A 15,751-nucleotide genomic window follows, 5' to 3' on the forward strand; every position below is an offset into this window, starting at 1 on the left:
ATCCGGCAAAAAGGGCGTACATCACAGGTGCTTCCCGCACTTTGCGGGAGACTCGCTGGCAAGGCGCTCCCTCAGGCGCCGTACACCTGAAAGAGTCGTATCCATGCAGGTCTGGCCTGGCGAGGCGTATCCACTCGGCGCCACCTATGACGGCGCCGGAACGAACTTCGCGGTCTTCTCGGAGGCCGCGGACCGAGTAGAGCTGTGTCTGCTGCACGACGACGGCTCGGAGACGGCGATCGAGCTGCGCGAGAGCGACGCGTTCGTCCGGCACGCGTACGTGCCGGGCGTGATGCCCGGACAGCGCTACGGCTACCGGGTCCACGGCCCGTACGCGCCCGAGCGCGGGCTGCGGTGCAACTCGGCGAAGCTGCTCCTGGACCCGTACGCACGTGCGATCAGCGGCTCGATCAACTGGGGCGAGGAGGTGTACGGCTACCACTTCGACGCCCCCGACAAGCGCAACGACCTGGACTCGGCGCCCCACACGATGACGTCGGTGGTGGTCAACCCGTACTTCGACTGGGGCGACGACCGCAGGCCGCGCACCGAGTACCACCACACGGTGATCTACGAGGCCCACGTCAAGGGGCTGACCATGCGGCACCCCGGGCTGCCGGAGGAGCTGCGCGGCACCTACGCGGCGCTCGCCCACCCCGTGATCATCGATCACCTGGTGGAGCTGGGCGTGACCGCGCTGGAGCTGATGCCGGTGCACCAGTTCGTCAACGACCACCGGCTGGTCGACATGGGGCTGAACAACTACTGGGGCTACAACACGATCGGCTTCTTCGCCCCGCACAACGCCTACGCCTCCTGGGGCGACCGCGGGCAGCAGGTGCTGGAGTTCAAGTCGGCGGTGCGCGCGCTGCACGAGGCCGGCATCGAGGTGATCCTCGACGTCGTCTACAACCACACCGCCGAGGGCAACCACCTGGGACCGACGCTGTCCTTCAAGGGCCTCGACAACCCGCAGTACTACCGGCTCGCGGACGACCCGCGCTACTACATGGACACCACCGGCACCGGGAACTCGCTGCTGATGCGGTCCCCGCACGTGCTGCAGCTGATCATGGACTCGCTGCGGTACTGGGTGACGGAGATGCATGTCGACGGCTTCCGCTTCGATCTCGCGGCGACCCTGGCCCGGCAGTTCCACGAGGTGGACCGGCTGTCGTCGTTCTTCGACCTGGTCCAGCAGGACCCGGTGGTCTCCCAGGTGAAGCTGATCGCCGAGCCGTGGGACGTGGGCGAGGGCGGCTACCAGGTGGGGAACTTCCCGCCGCTGTGGACCGAGTGGAACGGCAAGTACCGCGACACCGTCCGCGATCTGTGGCGGGGCGAGCCGCGCACCCTGGCGGAGTTCGCCTCCCGGCTGACCGGGTCCTCCGACCTCTACCAGGACGACGGGCGCCGGCCGCTGGCCTCGATCAACTTCGTGACCTGCCACGACGGCTTCACCCTGCACGACATGGTGTCGTACAACGACAAGCACAACGAGGCCAACGGCGAGGACAACCGCGACGGCGAGAGCCACAACCGGTCCTGGAACTGCGGGGTCGAGGGCGAGACCGACGACGCGGACGTGCTGCGGCTGCGCGCGCGGCAGATGCGCAACTTCATCGCCACGCTCATGCTGTCCCAGGGCGTGCCCATGATCAGCCACGGGGACGAGTTCGCCCGCACCCAGAAGGGCAACAACAACGCGTACTGCCAGGACAGCGACCTGTCGTGGGTGCACTGGCCCGAGGACGGCGGGCACCCGATGCTCGACTTCACGCGCGCGATGGTGTGGCTGCGCCGCGACCACCCGGTCCTGAGGCGGCGCCGCTTCTTCCACGGACGTCCCGTGGAGGGCACCCACGACGACCTCTCCGACATCGCCTGGTTCACCCCCGAGGGCCGGGAGATGACCCAGCGGGACTGGGAGTCCTCGACGGCCTCGGCGCTCGCGGTGTTCCTCAACGGCAACGCGATCTCGGAGCCGGGTCCGCGCGGCGAGCGCATCACGGACGACTCGTTCCTGCTGCTGTTCAACGCCTCGCCGAAGCCGCTGGACTTCGTGGTGCCGGTCGACCACGGCCGGCAGTGGCAGGTCGTCGTCGACACCGCCCTGCCGGAGGGCGTCCCGCCGGATGCCGGCCCGAAGGTGCAGGCGGGCGAGAAGCTGACCTTGCTCGACCGCAGCATGACGGTCCTGAGGCGACCGGCCTGACGCCCGCAGGCGTGGCCGGTCCGGCGGGGCACGCGCGCGGGGAGGGGCGCCCCGGCCGGCGGTGACGGCCGCCGCCGTGGTGCCCGGACCGGCAGCCCCTGTCCGGCCATGCGATATCCCCGGCCGGGCGGGCCCCGTCGGGCCACGCGAGGGTGCCCGGCCAGGCGGGCCCCGTACGGCCACGCGATGGTGCCCGGCCCGGCGGGCGCCATCCGGCCACGCGCGCGTGCAGGTGGAGGAGCCGGTGACACGAAAGGCGGCTGGGCGGGTACGTACGTTTCCATGACACCCGAGCGAAACGCCCCTTCCGTGCCGACGGCCACCTACCGGCTGCAGCTGCAGCCCGCGTTCCCGTTCGCCGCCGCGGCGGCAGCCGTGCCGTACCTGGCCTCGCTCGGCGTCTCCCACCTGCATCTGTCACCCGTGCTGGAGGCGGTGCCCGGCTCCGCCCACGGCTACGACGTGGTGGACCACGCGCGCGTACGCGAGGAGCTGGGCGGTGAGGTGGGGCTGCGGGCGCTCGCCCGCACCGCGCGGGAGCACGGCCTCGGCCTGATCGCCGACATCGTGCCGAACCACATGGCCATGGCCCCGCGCCACAACCGCGCCCTGTGGGAGGTCCTGAGGGAGGGGCCGAAGTCGCCGTACGCGCGCTGGTTCGACATCGACTGGGAGGCCCAGGGCGGCCAGCTGCTGCTGCCCGTGCTGGGCGGCCCCCTGGGGAACGTGATCGCGGACCTGCGGGTCGACGGCGACCTGCTGCGCTACCACGACCATCTCTTCCCGCTCCGCGAGGGCACCGAGGACCTGCCGCTGCCGCAGCTGCTGGACGCCCAGTGGTACCGCCCCGTGTGGTGGCGGCTGGCCCGCACCGAGCTGAACTACCGGCGCTTCTTCAGCATCTCCGAGCTGATCGGGGTGCGCGTGGAGGACCCCGAGGTCTTCGACGCCACCCACGGCAAGATCCTCCAGCTGCTCGAGCAGGGCGTCCTCGACGGGCTGCGCGTCGACCACCCGGACGGGCTCGCCGATCCCGGCGCCTATCTGCGGCGGCTGCACGAGGCGAGCGGGGGCCGCTGGACGGTCGTGGAGAAGATCCTCTCCGACGGCGAGCACCTGCCGGCGTCCTGGCCCGTCGCCGGCACCACCGGCTACGACGCCCTGCGCCACATCGACGGCCTGTTCGCGGACCCGGCGGGCGCCGCGGACCTCACCGCGGCCTACCGGCGGTTCGCGGCCCCGCAGACCGACCGGGGCGGCGACTGGGCGGCGACGGCCCGCCGCGCGGCGTACGGCGTCCTCACCCACGAACTGGCCACCGAGGTCGACCGTCTCACCCGGGTCGCGCACCGCGTCTGCTCGGGCTCCGCCGACCCGGCGCTGCGCGACCGCGCCCCGTGGGCGCTGCGCACCGCGCTGCAGGAACTGCTCGTGCGGCTGGAGGTGTACCGGCCGTACACCACGGACGACGCGGCGCGGGTGATCACCGAGGAGGCGGCCGCGCAGGCCCGGCAGGCGTTCCTCGTCGCCGAGGAGGGCGGCGCGGTCGACGTCGTGCGCGACCTGCTGCTCGGACGGTACGGCGACGACCCCGCCCAGGTCGAGCTGCGCACCCGGTTCGCGCAGACGGCGTCCGCGCTGCGCGCCAAATCGGTGGAGGACACGGCGTTCTACCGGTACGTGCCGCTGCTGTCGGCGACCGAGGTGGGCGGCGAACCCGAGGCCCCGGCGGTGTCCCCGCGGGACTTCCACGGCTACTGCGCGCGCCTCCAGCGCGACTGGCCCGCCACCGGGACGGTGGTCTCCACGCACGACACCAAGCGCAGCGCCGACGTCCGCGCCGCCCTCGCGGTGCTCACCGAGTGCCCGGAGCGCTGGGTGGAGCTGCTCGACGGCGTCACGCGCGGAGAGGAGGGCGTACCGGACGGGCAGCTGGCATGGGCGGCCTGGCAGACGGTGTTCGGGCTCGGCCCGGCCGACCCGGCGCGGGTGCGGGAGGCCCTGCTGAAGCACGTACGGGAGGCGGGCCTGTACACGAGCTGGACGGAGCAGGAGCCGCCGTACGAGGAGGCGGTGGCGGCGTTCGTGACGGAGGGGCCGTGCGGGGTGCCGGGTGAGCGGGTCACCGCCTTCCGCGCGGAGCTCGAGCCGCACATCCGGGCGAACGTGCTGGGCACCGCGCTGGTCCAGCTGACCATGCCGGGCGTGCCCGACGTCTACCAGGGCACCGAGGCCGAGTACCGGGCCCTGGTCGACCCCGACAACCGGCGCCCGGCGTCGTTCCCGCCGGCGGACCCGGGCGTCAAGGCCGCGGTGACCGCGGCCGCGCTGCGGCTGCGCCGGCGGCGGCCGGAGGTCTTCGGCACGTCGGCGACGTACGAGGCGCTGCCGGCGGACGGGCCGGCGGCGGACCACTGTGTGGCGTTCGCCCGTTCGGGACAGGTGATCACGGCCGTGACCCGGTTGTCGCTGCGGCTGGCCCGGGCCGGCGGCTGGCGGGAGACGGTGCTGGCGCTGCCGCCCGGGCGGTGGGTGGACACGCTGGATCCGGAGCGGGAGTACGAGGGGCACGCGCGCGTGGCGGAGCTGTTCGGGCAGCTGCCCGTGGCGCTGCTGGAGCGGGTCCGCGAGTGAATCCGTGAGGCCGCCGTCACGGCCGTACCACGGCCGCTCCCGGCTCCTTGACAGGGGCACGCGTCCGTGGGGTACTGCCAGGGCGAGGCCGGGACGACGAGTCGGGGGTGAGTCTCCTGCCGGAGCTGCGCTACCCCAGTGTTCCCGAACTGGAGGCGTCCGCACGGGCGCTGGCCGCGGAGCGGCCCGGTCTGTGCGCGCTGCGCCAGGTGGGCGTCTCCCGGGCGGGCCGGCCGCTGCATCTGCTGTCCGTGGGCCACGCCCGGCGCTCCGTCCTGGTCGTCGCGGGTGCCCACGCGAACGAGCCCACCGGCGGCGCCACCCTGCGCTTGCTGTCCGAACGGGTCGTGGAGGACAGATCCCTGCGGGACGGTGTCTCCTGGCACTTCCTGCTGTGCGCGGATCCGGACGGGGCGAGCCTGCACGTCACCCCGGCGCCGCGCAGCCTGTTCGACTACCACCTCGGATTCTTCCGGCCCGCCGGGGACGAGCAGCCCGAGTGGTCCCCGTCCGTGCTGCCGCCGGACCGGCTGCCGCCCGAGACCCGCGCGCTGACGTCGGTGATCGACGAGGTGCGGCCCTACTTGCAGGTCACGCTGCACGGCACGGACCTGGGCGGCACCTGGGTGCAGCTGACGAAGGACATCCCCGGGCTCGCCGAGCCGTTCGCGAAGTCCGCGGCGGAGCTGCACATACCGGTGGAGGCGGGCGCCTCGGACGCGGCGGGCTGGCCTGCCTCGGGGCCGGGCGTGCACGTGATGCCCGCGCCGGGCGCGGGCGCGGCGTATCCGAGCATGCCGGACGACGCCCGGCACAGCACCTGGTACCACGCGCACCGGTACGGCGGGCTGACCGCGATCGTCGAGGTGCCGATGTGGGCGAGCGACCTGGTCGGTGATCCGGCGCCGCACCCGGCGCCGGCCGCCGCGCTGGGCCGGCTCGCGCACCGGCTGCGCAGCGACGCGCTGCTCGTGGAGGAGGTGCTCGCCGAGGCACAGCCGCGGCTCGTGGGTCCGGACGGTCCCCTGCTGCGGGCCGCCCGGTGGACGCTGGCCCTGGTGCCGGGTCTGGCCGAGGACTGGGTGCGCACCTCGCCGGCCGACACGACGATGGCGTACATCGGCAGCGTGGACGCGTTCGCGCGACGGCTGCCGCTGCGGGCGGCGTCGATGCTGCTGCGGGTGCTGCGCGACGGCGACGACCTCGCGGCACCGCGTCTGGAGCGGCTCGTGGCGTACTGGAGCGAGAACTTCGCCCGCCGCTTCCACGCCCGCTGGGTGCCGCTGCACGACCAGATGGAACACCAGTCCCGCACGGTCGTCACGGCGGCCCAGCAGGCCCGGGAACAGGCGGACTGAACGGGCGGGAAGACACGCGCGTGACGCCCGAAGGGCCACGCGCGCGCGAGAGGCCACGCGCGTGCGCCCGACAGGCCACGCGCGTGCCCGCCACGGCGGTCACCCGCGACCGCCGTCACCGCCCCGCTCACTGCCCGGCCGCTGAACGCCGCCCGGGCACCTGCCGGCCGGTGACCGCCGCCCGCTCACCTGCCGGTCCGTGAACACCACCCCGCCACCCGGCGGCCGGTGAACACCGTCCGCTCACTGCCCGGTCGCTGAACGCCGCCGAGGCACCTGCCGGCCGGTGACCGCCGCCCGCTCACCTACCGGTCCGTGAACACCACCCCGCCACCCGGCGGCCGGTGAACAGCGCCCGCTCACCGGTCGAGCGCGAACACCGCCCCCGTCCGGGCCCGCATCTCGCAGCGGTTGGCGAAGGTCTGCCGGTAGGCGACCGGACGACCGTGCCAGCGGCCGTGCGCCTCGGCGGTCACCGGGGCGTAGATCATGGTGCAGACGGCCCCTTTCGCTGCCGGAAAGGCGCCGATGTCGCCGTCGAAGGCGGCCAGCTGCGCGCAGGCCTCCGCCGCGCGCGGGTGGCCCTGGGGCGGGTCGCAGCGCAGCAGGGCGCCCCGGGCGTCGCCGGCCCGGTCCTCGCCGCGGCTGACGGTGATCCGGAGCCAGTCGCCGTGCCGCGTCCGCAGGGCGTCGGCGGGGGTGGTCGCGGTCAGGACGGCGGCGGCCGTGAGGAGGCCGGCCACCGCCGCTCGTGTCAGGTGCGTCATTCCCGGTGCATCGGCACGGCGCGGCCGGAACACCAGCCCGGCTCACCCGAACGGGAGCGCGCGGACGCGTGTTCGCCGGCCAGCTCGAACGCGGCGAGCACCACACCCGCCTGGTACTCCGCCTGGCGGGCGACCGGGATCCAGCGCGCGCCGCAGGCGTCGTGGTAGTCGGCGCAGCCGGCGTCGATGAAGCGGTCCAGTTCGGGCAGGGCGTCCGCCGGGTCGCGCCCGCTCTCGCGGACCAGCCGGTGCAGCAGCCCGGCGGTGCGCAGGACGAGCCGCCGCCCGGCGATGCGCAAGGCGGTGAGGTGGGCGGTGCTCAGCGGCGGCAGGGGGCGGTGGGGGACGGCCGTGCCGGGGTCCCAGGCGTCGGCCAGGCCGGGGCAGACGAGCAAGTAGTCGTCCACCGGGGCGAGCAGGCGCGCCGCGTCGGCCGTGCCCGTGACATGCGGCCGGATGCGGGCGAGGAGGCGCTCCAGGAGCCGCGTCTCGCGCCGCAGCGTGGCGCTGACCGCGCGCAGGGCCGTGTCGGCGTCGGCGGGCGGGGAGCCGTCCTCGACGGCGGGCACACCCCACATGGGCGCCTCGACGACCGCGGTGACGGTGCCGTACCGGTAGGGGTGGAACCAGGTGGACTGCACGGCCGCCTCGGTGATCGCGGCGGCCAGGCCGCTCGGGCGGGGCGGCGGGATGCGGTAGACGGCGGGGCCGAGGCTCGGCCAGTACAGGGTGTCGTAGGGGCCGAGTTCGCGGGGCACGCCGAGGCGGGCGGCGGTGCGGGCGAGCCGCAGGTCGAGACCGGGCAGGTCGTGGGTCACCTCGATGAAGCCGCCGCCGACGTCGACGCCGTGCAGGGACGCCTGGAAGAAAGGTTTCAGCTCGTCCTGGAGAGCGAGCAGTGTCCGCGTCTCCGGCAGCGCGGCGGCCTGCGCGCCGTCCGGAAGCCACTCGGGCTGCTCCAGGAAACCCGGGCGGAAGAAGTGGCGGAAGTAGCGGCCGAGCGTGTACGGGCCGGACAGCCAGCCCTCGTTGCGGCTGAGCCCGTCGGGGTCGAGACAGAGCAGCAGATTCCAGGTGGCGTCCGCGCCTTCGGTGAGGCCCGGGTCGGCGAGCGCGCGTTCGGCGAGACGCAGCGCGGTGGCTCCGCCGACGGGCTCGTTGGCGTGCGGTCCGGCGACCACGAGGGCCTGACGGCTGCCGTTGCCGACGGAGAGCAGCCACAGCGGGCGGCCCCCGCGGGAGGTGCCGGCCCGGCGCAGCCGGACGTCCCGGGGGCGGCGGGCGGCCAGCGCGGCGGCGCGGGCGGCCAGCTCGTCCACGCCGGGGTAGCGCAGGAGCGGCGGCAGGGCACACCTCCACGTGCGGTACCGACGGTTCACCTGGTGTCGATGGTGTACGCACAGTCAGTCACGGCTCAGCGGGTACGTCAACACCGCGGCGCACGGGCCCCTTTGTGGCGGGAGGGGAGCCCCGCTCTCACTGCCCGGAGAGCCGGAACGCCATCTGCCCGAAGGCCACCAGGTCGCCCTCGCGGACGACCGCGACGCCGACGACACGGCGGCCGTTGACCGTGGTGCCGTTGGTCGAGCCGAGGTCGCGCAGCACCCACATCCCGCCCTGGCGCCGCAGCTCGGCGTGGACCCGGGAGACGGTCTCGTGGTTCAGCCGCAGACCGCTGGCGGGGTCGCGTCCGATGCGCAGCGGGTGGCCGGCGCCGGGGTGCGGCAGCAGCAGCTTGGGCAGCCGCTCGGCCTGCCAGGCCCTGCGCAGCCGTACCGTGAAGCCCGAGACGGCCTCGACGGCGCCGAACACGGCGCGGGAGAGACGGTTGTCCTGGGGCAGGTCGGCGGTGAGCACGGCGAGCTCGTCGGCGTGGCGGGCGGCCAGCGCCAGTTCCATGCGCCGTACGAAGGTGTCCTGCGACAGCCGGCCCAGGGCGACGCCGTCGCGCAGCGCCTTCAGCACGTGGTCGCGCTCCGCGTCGGACAGCCGCGCGGGGTACGTGGGGAACTCGAAGGACGACGTCACGCATGTGATTGTCGGTCAGCGGACACGGGGTGTCCAGAAAACGGTACATCGGCCGTCACACGCGCGTACGGCCCGGCCTCCCCGCGCGGCGACACCCCGCAAAAGGGAGGATCCGAAAGCGGATTCGCCGGGTGTGACGCACCATGGACGGGCTACATCACGGTGAACAGACGAAGGGGAACCGTCCGTGCAGTTCGAGGTGTGGGCACCACAGACCGATCGTGTGACGCTGGTGTGCGACGGCGCCACGCGCGCGATGGAGCGTGATCCGGAACGCGCGGGGTGGTGGACCGGCGAGGCGGAGGCGCACGAGGGCTCGCGGTACGGCTTCGCGCTGGGCGACGGACCGGTGCTGCCCGATCCGCGCTCGCGGCGGCAGCCGGACGGACCGGACGGGCTGAGCGCCGTCGTCGACCAGGCGCGGTACGCCTGGCGCACGCCCTGGCCCGGCCGGCCGCTGCCGGGCGCCGTCCTGTACGAGCTGCACGTGGGCACGTACACGCCCGAGGGCACGCTGGACGCGGCCGCCGAGCGGCTCGACCACCTCGCCGAACTGGGCGTCACCCATGTCGAGTTGATGCCGCTGTGCCCGTTCCCCGGGCGGCACGGCTGGGGGTACGAGGGGGTGTCCCTGTGGGCGGTGCACGAACCGTACGGCGGCCCGGAGGCGCTGAAGCGGTTCGTGGACCGGGCGCACGAGCTGGGCCTCGGGGTCGTGCTCGACGTGGTGCACAACCACTTCGGGCCGTCCGGCAACCATCTCCCCGCCTTCGGCCCCTACCTCACCGACACCCACCACACCCCCTGGGGTGCCGCGGTGAACCTGGACGCGCCCGGCTCGGACGAGGTGCGCGCCTATCTGGTGGGCAGCGCCCTGGCCTGGCTGCGGGACTTCCGCCTCGACGGGTTGCGGCTGGACGCGGTGCACGCCCTGATCGACACGCGCGCGTACCACTTCCTGGAGGAGCTGACGGCGGCCGTGGACGCGCTGGCCGCGGACACCGGCCGCCCGCTGTTCCTGATCGCCGAGTCCGATCTGAACGACCCGCGGCTGATCACCCCGCGCGCGGAGCACGGCCTCGGGTTGCAGGCCCAGTGGAACGACGACTTCCACCACGCCCTGCACACCGCGCTGACCGGCGAGTCCCAGGGCTACTACGCCGACTTCGCGCGCGCCCCCTTCGCCGCCCTCGCCAAGACGCTCGGCGGCGGCTACTTCCACGACGGAACCTACTCCTCCTTCCGCGGCCGCTCCCACGGCCGCCCCCTGGACCGGTCACGGACGGCCGCGCACCGACTGCTGGGCTACAGCCAGACCCACGACCAGGTCGGCAACCGCGCCCAGGGCGACCGGCTGTCGGCGGCCCTCTCCCCCGGCCTGCTGGCCTGCGCCGCCACACTGGTGCTCACCGCGCCGTTCACGCCGATGCTGTTCATGGGCGAGGAGTGGGGCGCCTCCACGCCCTGGCAGTTCTTCACCGACCACACCGATCCGGAGCTCGCGGAGGCGGTACGGCGGGGCAGGCGGCGCGAGTTCGCGGCGCACGGCTGGGCCGAGGAGGACGTGCCCGATCCACAGGACCCCGCGACCCGTGACCGCTCCTGCCTCGACTGGGCCGAACGGGAGCGCGAACCGCACGCGCGCGTGCTGGCCTGGTACCGGCAGCTGATCGCCCTGCGGCACACCCACCCGGACCTCACCGACCCGGACCTCGCCGACGCGAAGGTGGCCTACGACGAGGACGCCCGCTGGCTCGCCTTCCGGCGCGGCGACGTCCGCGTCGCGGTGAACCTCGGCAAGGAACCGGCGGCGATCCCGCTGGGCACGCGCCCGGCGCGGGTCCTCGCCGCCTGGGAGCCGGTGCAGGAGCCGGACGACCGGGGGGTGCTGCATCTGCCCGGGGAGTCGAGTGTGGTGCTGGAGCAGGCGTAAGCGCTTGCGCACGGGTGGCCGCGTGGGCCGGGGCGGCCCGCAGGTGGCCGCCCTACTCCTCCCGCAGCTCCGTCACCCGCTCCAGCAGGATCGCCTCCCAGGCCCGCTGCAGCTGGGTCTGGAGGAGTTCCAGGGGGCCGTGGTCGCGGCCCTCGAGGCGTTCGGCCAGGCGGATGACGGTGTCGCAGCGGGCCAGCCACAGGCCGCGCAGGCAGGGGCGGGCGCCGTACCCGGCGAGGGTGGCGGCGCGGACGGCGGCGCCGGAGCCGACGGCGAGCGCGAGACCGGCGATGTCCTCGGCCGGGTCGCCGAGGACGGCGCCGGTCCAGTCCAGGACGCCGCGTACCCGGCCGTCGGCGCTGACCACGAGATGCTCGCCCTTGAGGTTGTGGTGGACGAGGACGGCGGTGCCCGGCTGGGTGGCGAGCTGGGCCGCGCCGGGCGGGGTGAGCTGCGCCAGGCGCGCGGGATCGAACTCCTCGGCGGTGGCCAGGGTCCGGGCGGCGGGTACGGCCATCCGGCGCAGCGCCTCCAGGGAGCGCGGTGCGGCGCGCGGCACGCCGAGCGTCTCGGCCTGCCGGGCGGGCACCGCGCGCATCCCGGTCAGGAACCCGGCGAGGTCGGCCTCGCCGACGGCGGACACGTCGTGCTCCTCGGCCGTACCGCCCGGCACCGCCGTGTCGAGGGTGTAGGTCAGGCCGGGGCTCCACTCGCCCTGGGACACGCTGGTGGGCACGGCGACGGGGACGTGCGGGCGGACCAGATCCCGCAGCCGCAGTTCCCGGCGCTGCCGGAGGGCGGCGTCGCGGTCGGGGGCGAGGCGCAGCACATGGCGGGTGCCGACCCACCACGTGCGGTGCTCGCCGCCCTCGGCGACGGGCCGCACGTCGGGGCCTGCCGGGTCGCTCCCCGCTTCCTTCAGCAGGGTGCGGACCAGTGCGCGGACGGTGTCCGCGGTGGGTGTCGGTGTCTGGGTCATGGTCGCGCCGTCGTCACTCGTTCGATGGGTGATGGTGGTACCAGTGTCGCCTTCAGTCCACTATGACCATCTCGCGGGTGGTGTTGTTGAGCCGCCGGCCGCCGTCCTCGGTGACGGTGACGATGTCCTCGATGCGCACCCCGAACCGGCCGGGCAGGTAGATCCCGGGCTCCACGGAGAAGCACATGCCGGGCACGAGCGGCTGCTCCTCGCCCTCGATCATGTACGGCGGTTCGTGCGTGGTGACGCCGATGCCGTGGCCGGTGCGGTGGATGAAGTACTTGCCGTACCCGGCGTCCTCGATGACCTCGCGGGCGGCACGGTCGACCTCCTGGCAGGCGGCACCGGGGCGTACGGCGGCGCATCCGGCCTCCTGCGCGGCGCGCACGATGTCGTGGACCCGGCGTTCCTCGTCGGTGGGTTCGCCGACGTGGACGGTGCGGGTGGTGTCGGAGCCGTAGCCGTCCTTGAGGCCGCCGAAGTCGAGGACGACCATGTCGCCGCGTTCGATGACGCGGTCGCCGACCTCGTGGTGCGGGTTGGCGCCGTTGGGTCCGGAACCGACGATCGTGAAGTCGACCTGGGAGTGGCCGAACCGGCGCAGCAGACCGGCCAGGTCGGCGCCGACCTCGCGTTCCCGGCGGCCGGCGAAGGCGACCTTGCGGATCTCCTCGAAGGCCGCGTCGGCGGCGGCGCCCGCGGCGGCCAGGAGTTCCAGTTCGGCGGCGTCCTTGACGGCGCGCAGCATGGGCAGGGCGTCGGTGAGCGCGGCGTAGGAGCTGCCGGGCAGGGCGCGTTGCAGGCCGAGCAGGTGCATCGCCCAGGTGTTGTCGCTGATGCCGAAACGGCCGGCGGAGCCGAGGAGGCCGGCGGTGGCGGCGTAGGGGTCGGTGCCGTCGGTCCAGTCGCGCAGCGTCAGGGCGGGGGCGCCGGCCGCGTGGGCCGCGTCCGGGGCCTCCAGGGTGGGGACGACGAGGACGGGATCGCGGCCCGGGGCGAGGACCAGGAGGGTGAGGCGTTCGGTGACGGCGGTGGGCGCGTAGCCGGTGAGCCACACCAGGTCGGGACCCGGCGCGACGAGGAGGCCGGCGAGGCCCGCGTCGGCGGCGGTGCGCGCGGCACGCTCCATCCGGGCCCGGTAGTCGTCGGCGCCGAACGGTGCGGGCGCGGTGCCGGTCATCGGCCTCTCCTGTCTGACGAAGGGTCTGCCCGGAAGCCCCGGTCGGGGCTCCCGGAAGGATCGGTCTCGCCTGCCAGCATCCTGCCCGCCCCGCGGTGGCCACGCGAGCCGGTTTCCCCACCCGTGACCGACGGCGACCCGTCGCCCGACCGTCGCCTGGCGTGCTTCGTCGCGGAAAATCCGTGAGATCCCCTGGGGGGAGGGCGTACGACCGTGCTCGTGGTCAGGTGAGGACGCCCGGTACGGCGGTCAACTGCTGGTAGCCCCCGCGGTGGCGGACCGTCAGCACGAGGGGTGTGCCCGGACGCGTTGCGGCGACGAGCCGCCCCAGGTCGGCGGCGGAGTCGACGCGGCTTCGGCCCACGGCGAGGACGACGTCCCCCCGGACCAGACCGGCCGCGTAACCCGGGCCGGGGACGTGGACGCCGACGACGAGGGCGCCCGCCTTCTCGCCGTCCATCACCTCCACGCCGAGCGACGCCCGTACGGGGCCGGGCGGACCGGCGGGCCCGGGGGTGTCCGCGGGGGTGGGAGCCGGGCTCGCGGCGCCGTGCGAGGCGTTGCCGGAGGGGCGGGCGGGGCCGGGGGCGGCGGCCTGTCCTTGCAGGTCGGCGAGTTTGCCCAGGCCGATCACGGTGGCACCAACGGTGCCGAGCCCGACGCCCGTCAGGACCAGGACCGCCCCGGCGAACAGGCCGAACAGCCAGGTGGTGAGCCGCCGGCCGCGGCGCCGCGCAGCGTGCGGGCGCCGGGGCTGTCCCGCGGGGCGGGCAGCGCCGGGATCGCGGCCCGGCATCGGCTTGGGACGCAACGCGGTGTGTTCCATGGTTCGCCTCCGGCCGGTGATCTACCCGGCACACCGGCGCGGAACGTGCCACGAACGAGTGAGACTGACCCGGCGTCAACGGCGGCGGGGCAGGCCGCCCGGGCCGCGCTCGCGCCGGCTCACGGCCGTGTCCCGAGGGCGTCCGCCAGGGCCGCCGCCGCGCCCCGGGGCCGCCCCGCGTACAGCAGTTCCGTCCGGTGCACGAGCCGGGGGCTGCTCACCGGCACGGCGACCGCCCCGGGCACGGCCCCGGCCGCCGTGCGGGGCAGCAGCGTCAGGCCGTGTCCGGCGGCGGCCAGCGCGGTCAGGGCGCGCACGTCGGTGCCCTCGTAGCGCAGGGAGGGGCGGAAGCCGTGACCGCCGTGCGCGGCTCGCAGGTGGGCGAGGGGCAGGCCCGCGTCCGGCGCGTCCAGCCATCGCGCGTCGGCGAGGTCGCCGAGCCGCACCTGCGGGCGGCGGGCCAGCGGGTGCGCCGCCGGCAGCAGCACGCACACGGGCTCCTCCCCGACGCCGTACGCGGTCAGGGGCGCCACGTCGGGCAGCCGGAGCGGGTCGCTGGGCGCGGCGAGGCCGTCGGCCAGGCCCAGGTCGGCCGCTCCGGTGGCGACCGCCGCGGGGACCGCGTCGCGGGGCAGCACCCGGACGGTGACGCCCGCGCTCGGCAGCGCCGCCACGACGGCGGGCCCGAGCGCCGTGGCGGTGGCCGCCAGGGTCAGCCCGTGGTCGGGGGCGGCCGCGAGGCGCCGCACGTCGGCACGGGCGGCGTCCAGACGCAGCAGCAGCGCGCCCGCGTGCTCCAGCAGCCGCTCGCCCGCCGCGGTCGGGGCGACGGGCCGGCGGGTGAGCAGCGGGGCGCCGAGGTCCTGCTCCAGCGCCGCGATGTGCTGGGAGACCGCCGACTGGGTGTAGCCCAGGTCGCGGGCCGCCTCGGAGAAGGAGGCGAGCCGCGCGACGGCGACGAAGGTGCGCAGCAGGTGCGGGTCCATGCCGTCCAGGATGACATCAGCGTTCCTTATGGACAGTGCAGGGATCATCGTTGGACGTGAACGAGGGCGCGAACCAGGATGAGGCCCATGACCGACACCACCCTCAGCCCTGTCGCGAAGGTCGCCCTGGTCGGCGACCGCTCTCCCAACGTCGTCTCGCACTCGCGCATCCCCGAACTGCTGCACGCGCTCGCCGCACACGACCGGCTCGTCCTGGACGCGTACTGGATCCCGTCGCAGGACGCCGCGGCCGAGGGCGCCGTGCGCGGCTTCGACGCCGTGTGGGTGGTGCCGGGCAGCCCGTACCGCAGCGAGGCGGGTGTCCTCGCCGCGATCCGCACCGCGCGCACGGAGGGCATCCCGTTCCTCGGCACGTGCGGCGGCTTCCAGCACGCGCTGCTGGAGTTCGCCCGGGGCGTCTGCGGGCTGACGGGGGTGGCGCACGCGGAGAACGACCCCGGCGCCGACGACTTCCTCATCGAGCCGCTGGCCTGCTCACTGGCCGGCCACGAGGACACCGTCGTCCTGGAGGCGGGGTCGCTCGCCCAGTCGGTGATCGGCGCGGAGCGGACGGTGGAACGCTACAACTGCCACTACGGCCCCTCCCGTCACCTCGACACCCTGCGGCAGCACGGGCTGCGCTTCAGCGGTCACGACGCACAGGGGCGGGTCCGCATCGCCGAACTGCCGGACCACCCCTTCTTCCTGGCCTCGCTCTTCCAGCCGGAGCTGTCCGGCGACGGCTCGCACGCGCACCCGATGATCAGGGCCCTGGCGCGGGCCGCCGTCGACCATGCGGCCCGCGCGACCCGTCAACCCGCCTGACGTACGGGCCCGATGCCACG

The 15,751-nt window shown here is 74.7% G+C and carries 12 protein-coding genes; 5 read left to right on the forward strand and 7 right to left on the reverse strand.

Going from position 1 to position 15,751, the window contains the following annotated elements:
• The first annotated feature begins 103 nt into the window (after positions 1 to 103).
• The 3 genes from glgX to AB0E88_RS06090 all read left to right on the forward strand — a co-directional run bounded on the left by glgX (position 104) and on the right by AB0E88_RS06090 (position 6,207).
• Positions 104 to 2,215: a glycogen debranching protein GlgX gene (gene glgX, locus AB0E88_RS06080; RefSeq protein WP_361624544.1), complete on the forward strand. Its 2,112-nt coding sequence runs from the start codon at positions 104 to 106 to the stop codon at positions 2,213 to 2,215.
• Between the two features lie 282 nt (positions 2,216 to 2,497).
• Positions 2,498 to 4,849, forward strand: coding sequence for a malto-oligosyltrehalose synthase (gene treY / locus AB0E88_RS06085; RefSeq protein WP_361624547.1), 2,352 nt, complete (start codon positions 2,498 to 2,500; stop codon positions 4,847 to 4,849).
• 107 nt (positions 4,850 to 4,956) lie between these two features.
• A complete protein-coding gene (locus tag AB0E88_RS06090) occupies positions 4,957 to 6,207 on the forward strand; it encodes a M14 family zinc carboxypeptidase (protein WP_361624550.1) in 1,251 nt (416 codons plus the stop codon).
• Positions 6,208 to 6,566: 359 nt separating this feature from the next.
• Here the strand turns inward: AB0E88_RS06090 and AB0E88_RS06095 are convergent, their stop codons facing one another.
• From AB0E88_RS06095 to AB0E88_RS06105, 3 genes are all read right to left on the reverse strand, one after another.
• Positions 6,567 to 6,974, reverse strand: a complete 408-nt coding sequence (locus tag AB0E88_RS06095) for an SSI family serine proteinase inhibitor (protein WP_361624553.1) — start codon at positions 6,972 to 6,974, stop codon at positions 6,567 to 6,569.
• Positions 6,971 to 8,353 (reverse strand): M14 family zinc carboxypeptidase, encoded by a 1,383-nt coding sequence (locus AB0E88_RS06100; RefSeq protein WP_361624556.1) that lies wholly within the window; start codon positions 8,351 to 8,353, stop codon positions 6,971 to 6,973. The genes AB0E88_RS06095 and AB0E88_RS06100 overlap by 4 nt, the downstream gene beginning before the upstream one ends.
• A 97-nt stretch (positions 8,354 to 8,450) precedes the next feature.
• Positions 8,451 to 9,002 (reverse strand): DUF1707 and FHA domain-containing protein, encoded by a 552-nt coding sequence (locus AB0E88_RS06105; protein WP_361624559.1) that lies wholly within the window; start codon positions 9,000 to 9,002, stop codon positions 8,451 to 8,453.
• A 187-nt stretch (positions 9,003 to 9,189) separates the two neighbouring features.
• Here AB0E88_RS06105 and treZ point away from each other — a divergent pair, with 187 nt between their 5' ends.
• Positions 9,190 to 10,935, forward strand: coding sequence for a malto-oligosyltrehalose trehalohydrolase (treZ, locus tag AB0E88_RS06110; protein ID WP_361624562.1), 1,746 nt, complete (start codon positions 9,190 to 9,192; stop codon positions 10,933 to 10,935).
• Between the two features lie 52 nt (positions 10,936 to 10,987).
• Here treZ and AB0E88_RS06115 read toward each other — a convergent pair whose 3' ends face one another.
• The 4 genes from AB0E88_RS06115 to AB0E88_RS06130 all read right to left on the reverse strand — a co-directional run bounded on the left by AB0E88_RS06115 (position 10,988) and on the right by AB0E88_RS06130 (position 14,906).
• Positions 10,988 to 11,914, reverse strand: coding sequence for an aminoglycoside phosphotransferase family protein (locus AB0E88_RS06115; protein ID WP_361624565.1), 927 nt, complete (start codon positions 11,912 to 11,914; stop codon positions 10,988 to 10,990).
• A 52-nt stretch (positions 11,915 to 11,966) separates the two neighbouring features.
• Entirely contained in the window at positions 11,967 to 13,094 is a 1,128-nt protein-coding gene (locus tag AB0E88_RS06120; RefSeq protein WP_361624568.1) for an aminopeptidase P family protein, read from the reverse strand.
• A 223-nt stretch (positions 13,095 to 13,317) separates the two neighbouring features.
• The gene (locus AB0E88_RS06125; RefSeq protein ID WP_361624571.1) at positions 13,318 to 13,920 is read right to left on the reverse strand and encodes a PDZ domain-containing protein; all 603 of its coding nucleotides are present in this window, start codon (positions 13,918 to 13,920) and stop codon (positions 13,318 to 13,320) included.
• A 119-nt stretch (positions 13,921 to 14,039) separates the two neighbouring features.
• Positions 14,040 to 14,906, reverse strand: coding sequence for a LysR family transcriptional regulator (locus tag AB0E88_RS06130; RefSeq protein WP_361625148.1), 867 nt, complete (start codon positions 14,904 to 14,906; stop codon positions 14,040 to 14,042).
• An 87-nt stretch (positions 14,907 to 14,993) separates the two neighbouring features.
• Here AB0E88_RS06130 and AB0E88_RS06135 point away from each other — a divergent pair, with 87 nt between their 5' ends.
• A complete protein-coding gene (locus tag AB0E88_RS06135; protein ID WP_361624574.1) occupies positions 14,994 to 15,731 on the forward strand; it encodes a hypothetical protein in 738 nt (245 codons plus the stop codon).
• Positions 15,732 to 15,751: the final 20 nt, after the last annotated feature.

This window comes from Streptomyces sp. NPDC028635, from assembly GCF_040637635.1.
In the GTDB taxonomy this organism is placed as follows: domain Bacteria; phylum Actinomycetota; class Actinomycetes; order Streptomycetales; family Streptomycetaceae; genus Streptomyces.

Excerpts from the sequence above, each read along its gene's own strand:
- glgX (WP_361624544.1), top strand. The coding sequence starts at position 104 with ATGCAGGTCTGGCCTGGCGAGGCGTATCCACTCGGCGCCACCTATGAC.
- treY (WP_361624547.1), top strand. The coding sequence starts at position 2,498 with ATGACACCCGAGCGAAACGCCCCTTCCGTGCCGACGGCCACCTACCGG.
- AB0E88_RS06095 (WP_361624553.1), bottom strand. The coding sequence starts at position 6,974 with ATGACGCACCTGACACGAGCGGCGGTGGCCGGCCTCCTCACGGCCGCC.
- AB0E88_RS06115 (WP_361624565.1), bottom strand. The coding sequence starts at position 11,914 with ATGACCCAGACACCGACACCCACCGCGGACACCGTCCGCGCACTGGTC.
- AB0E88_RS06120 (WP_361624568.1), bottom strand. The coding sequence starts at position 13,094 with ATGACCGGCACCGCGCCCGCACCGTTCGGCGCCGACGACTACCGGGCC.
- AB0E88_RS06125 (WP_361624571.1), bottom strand. The coding sequence starts at position 13,920 with ATGGAACACACCGCGTTGCGTCCCAAGCCGATGCCGGGCCGCGATCCC.
- AB0E88_RS06130 (WP_361625148.1), bottom strand. The coding sequence starts at position 14,906 with ATGGACCCGCACCTGCTGCGCACCTTCGTCGCCGTCGCGCGGCTCGCC.
- AB0E88_RS06135 (WP_361624574.1), top strand. The coding sequence starts at position 14,994 with ATGACCGACACCACCCTCAGCCCTGTCGCGAAGGTCGCCCTGGTCGGC.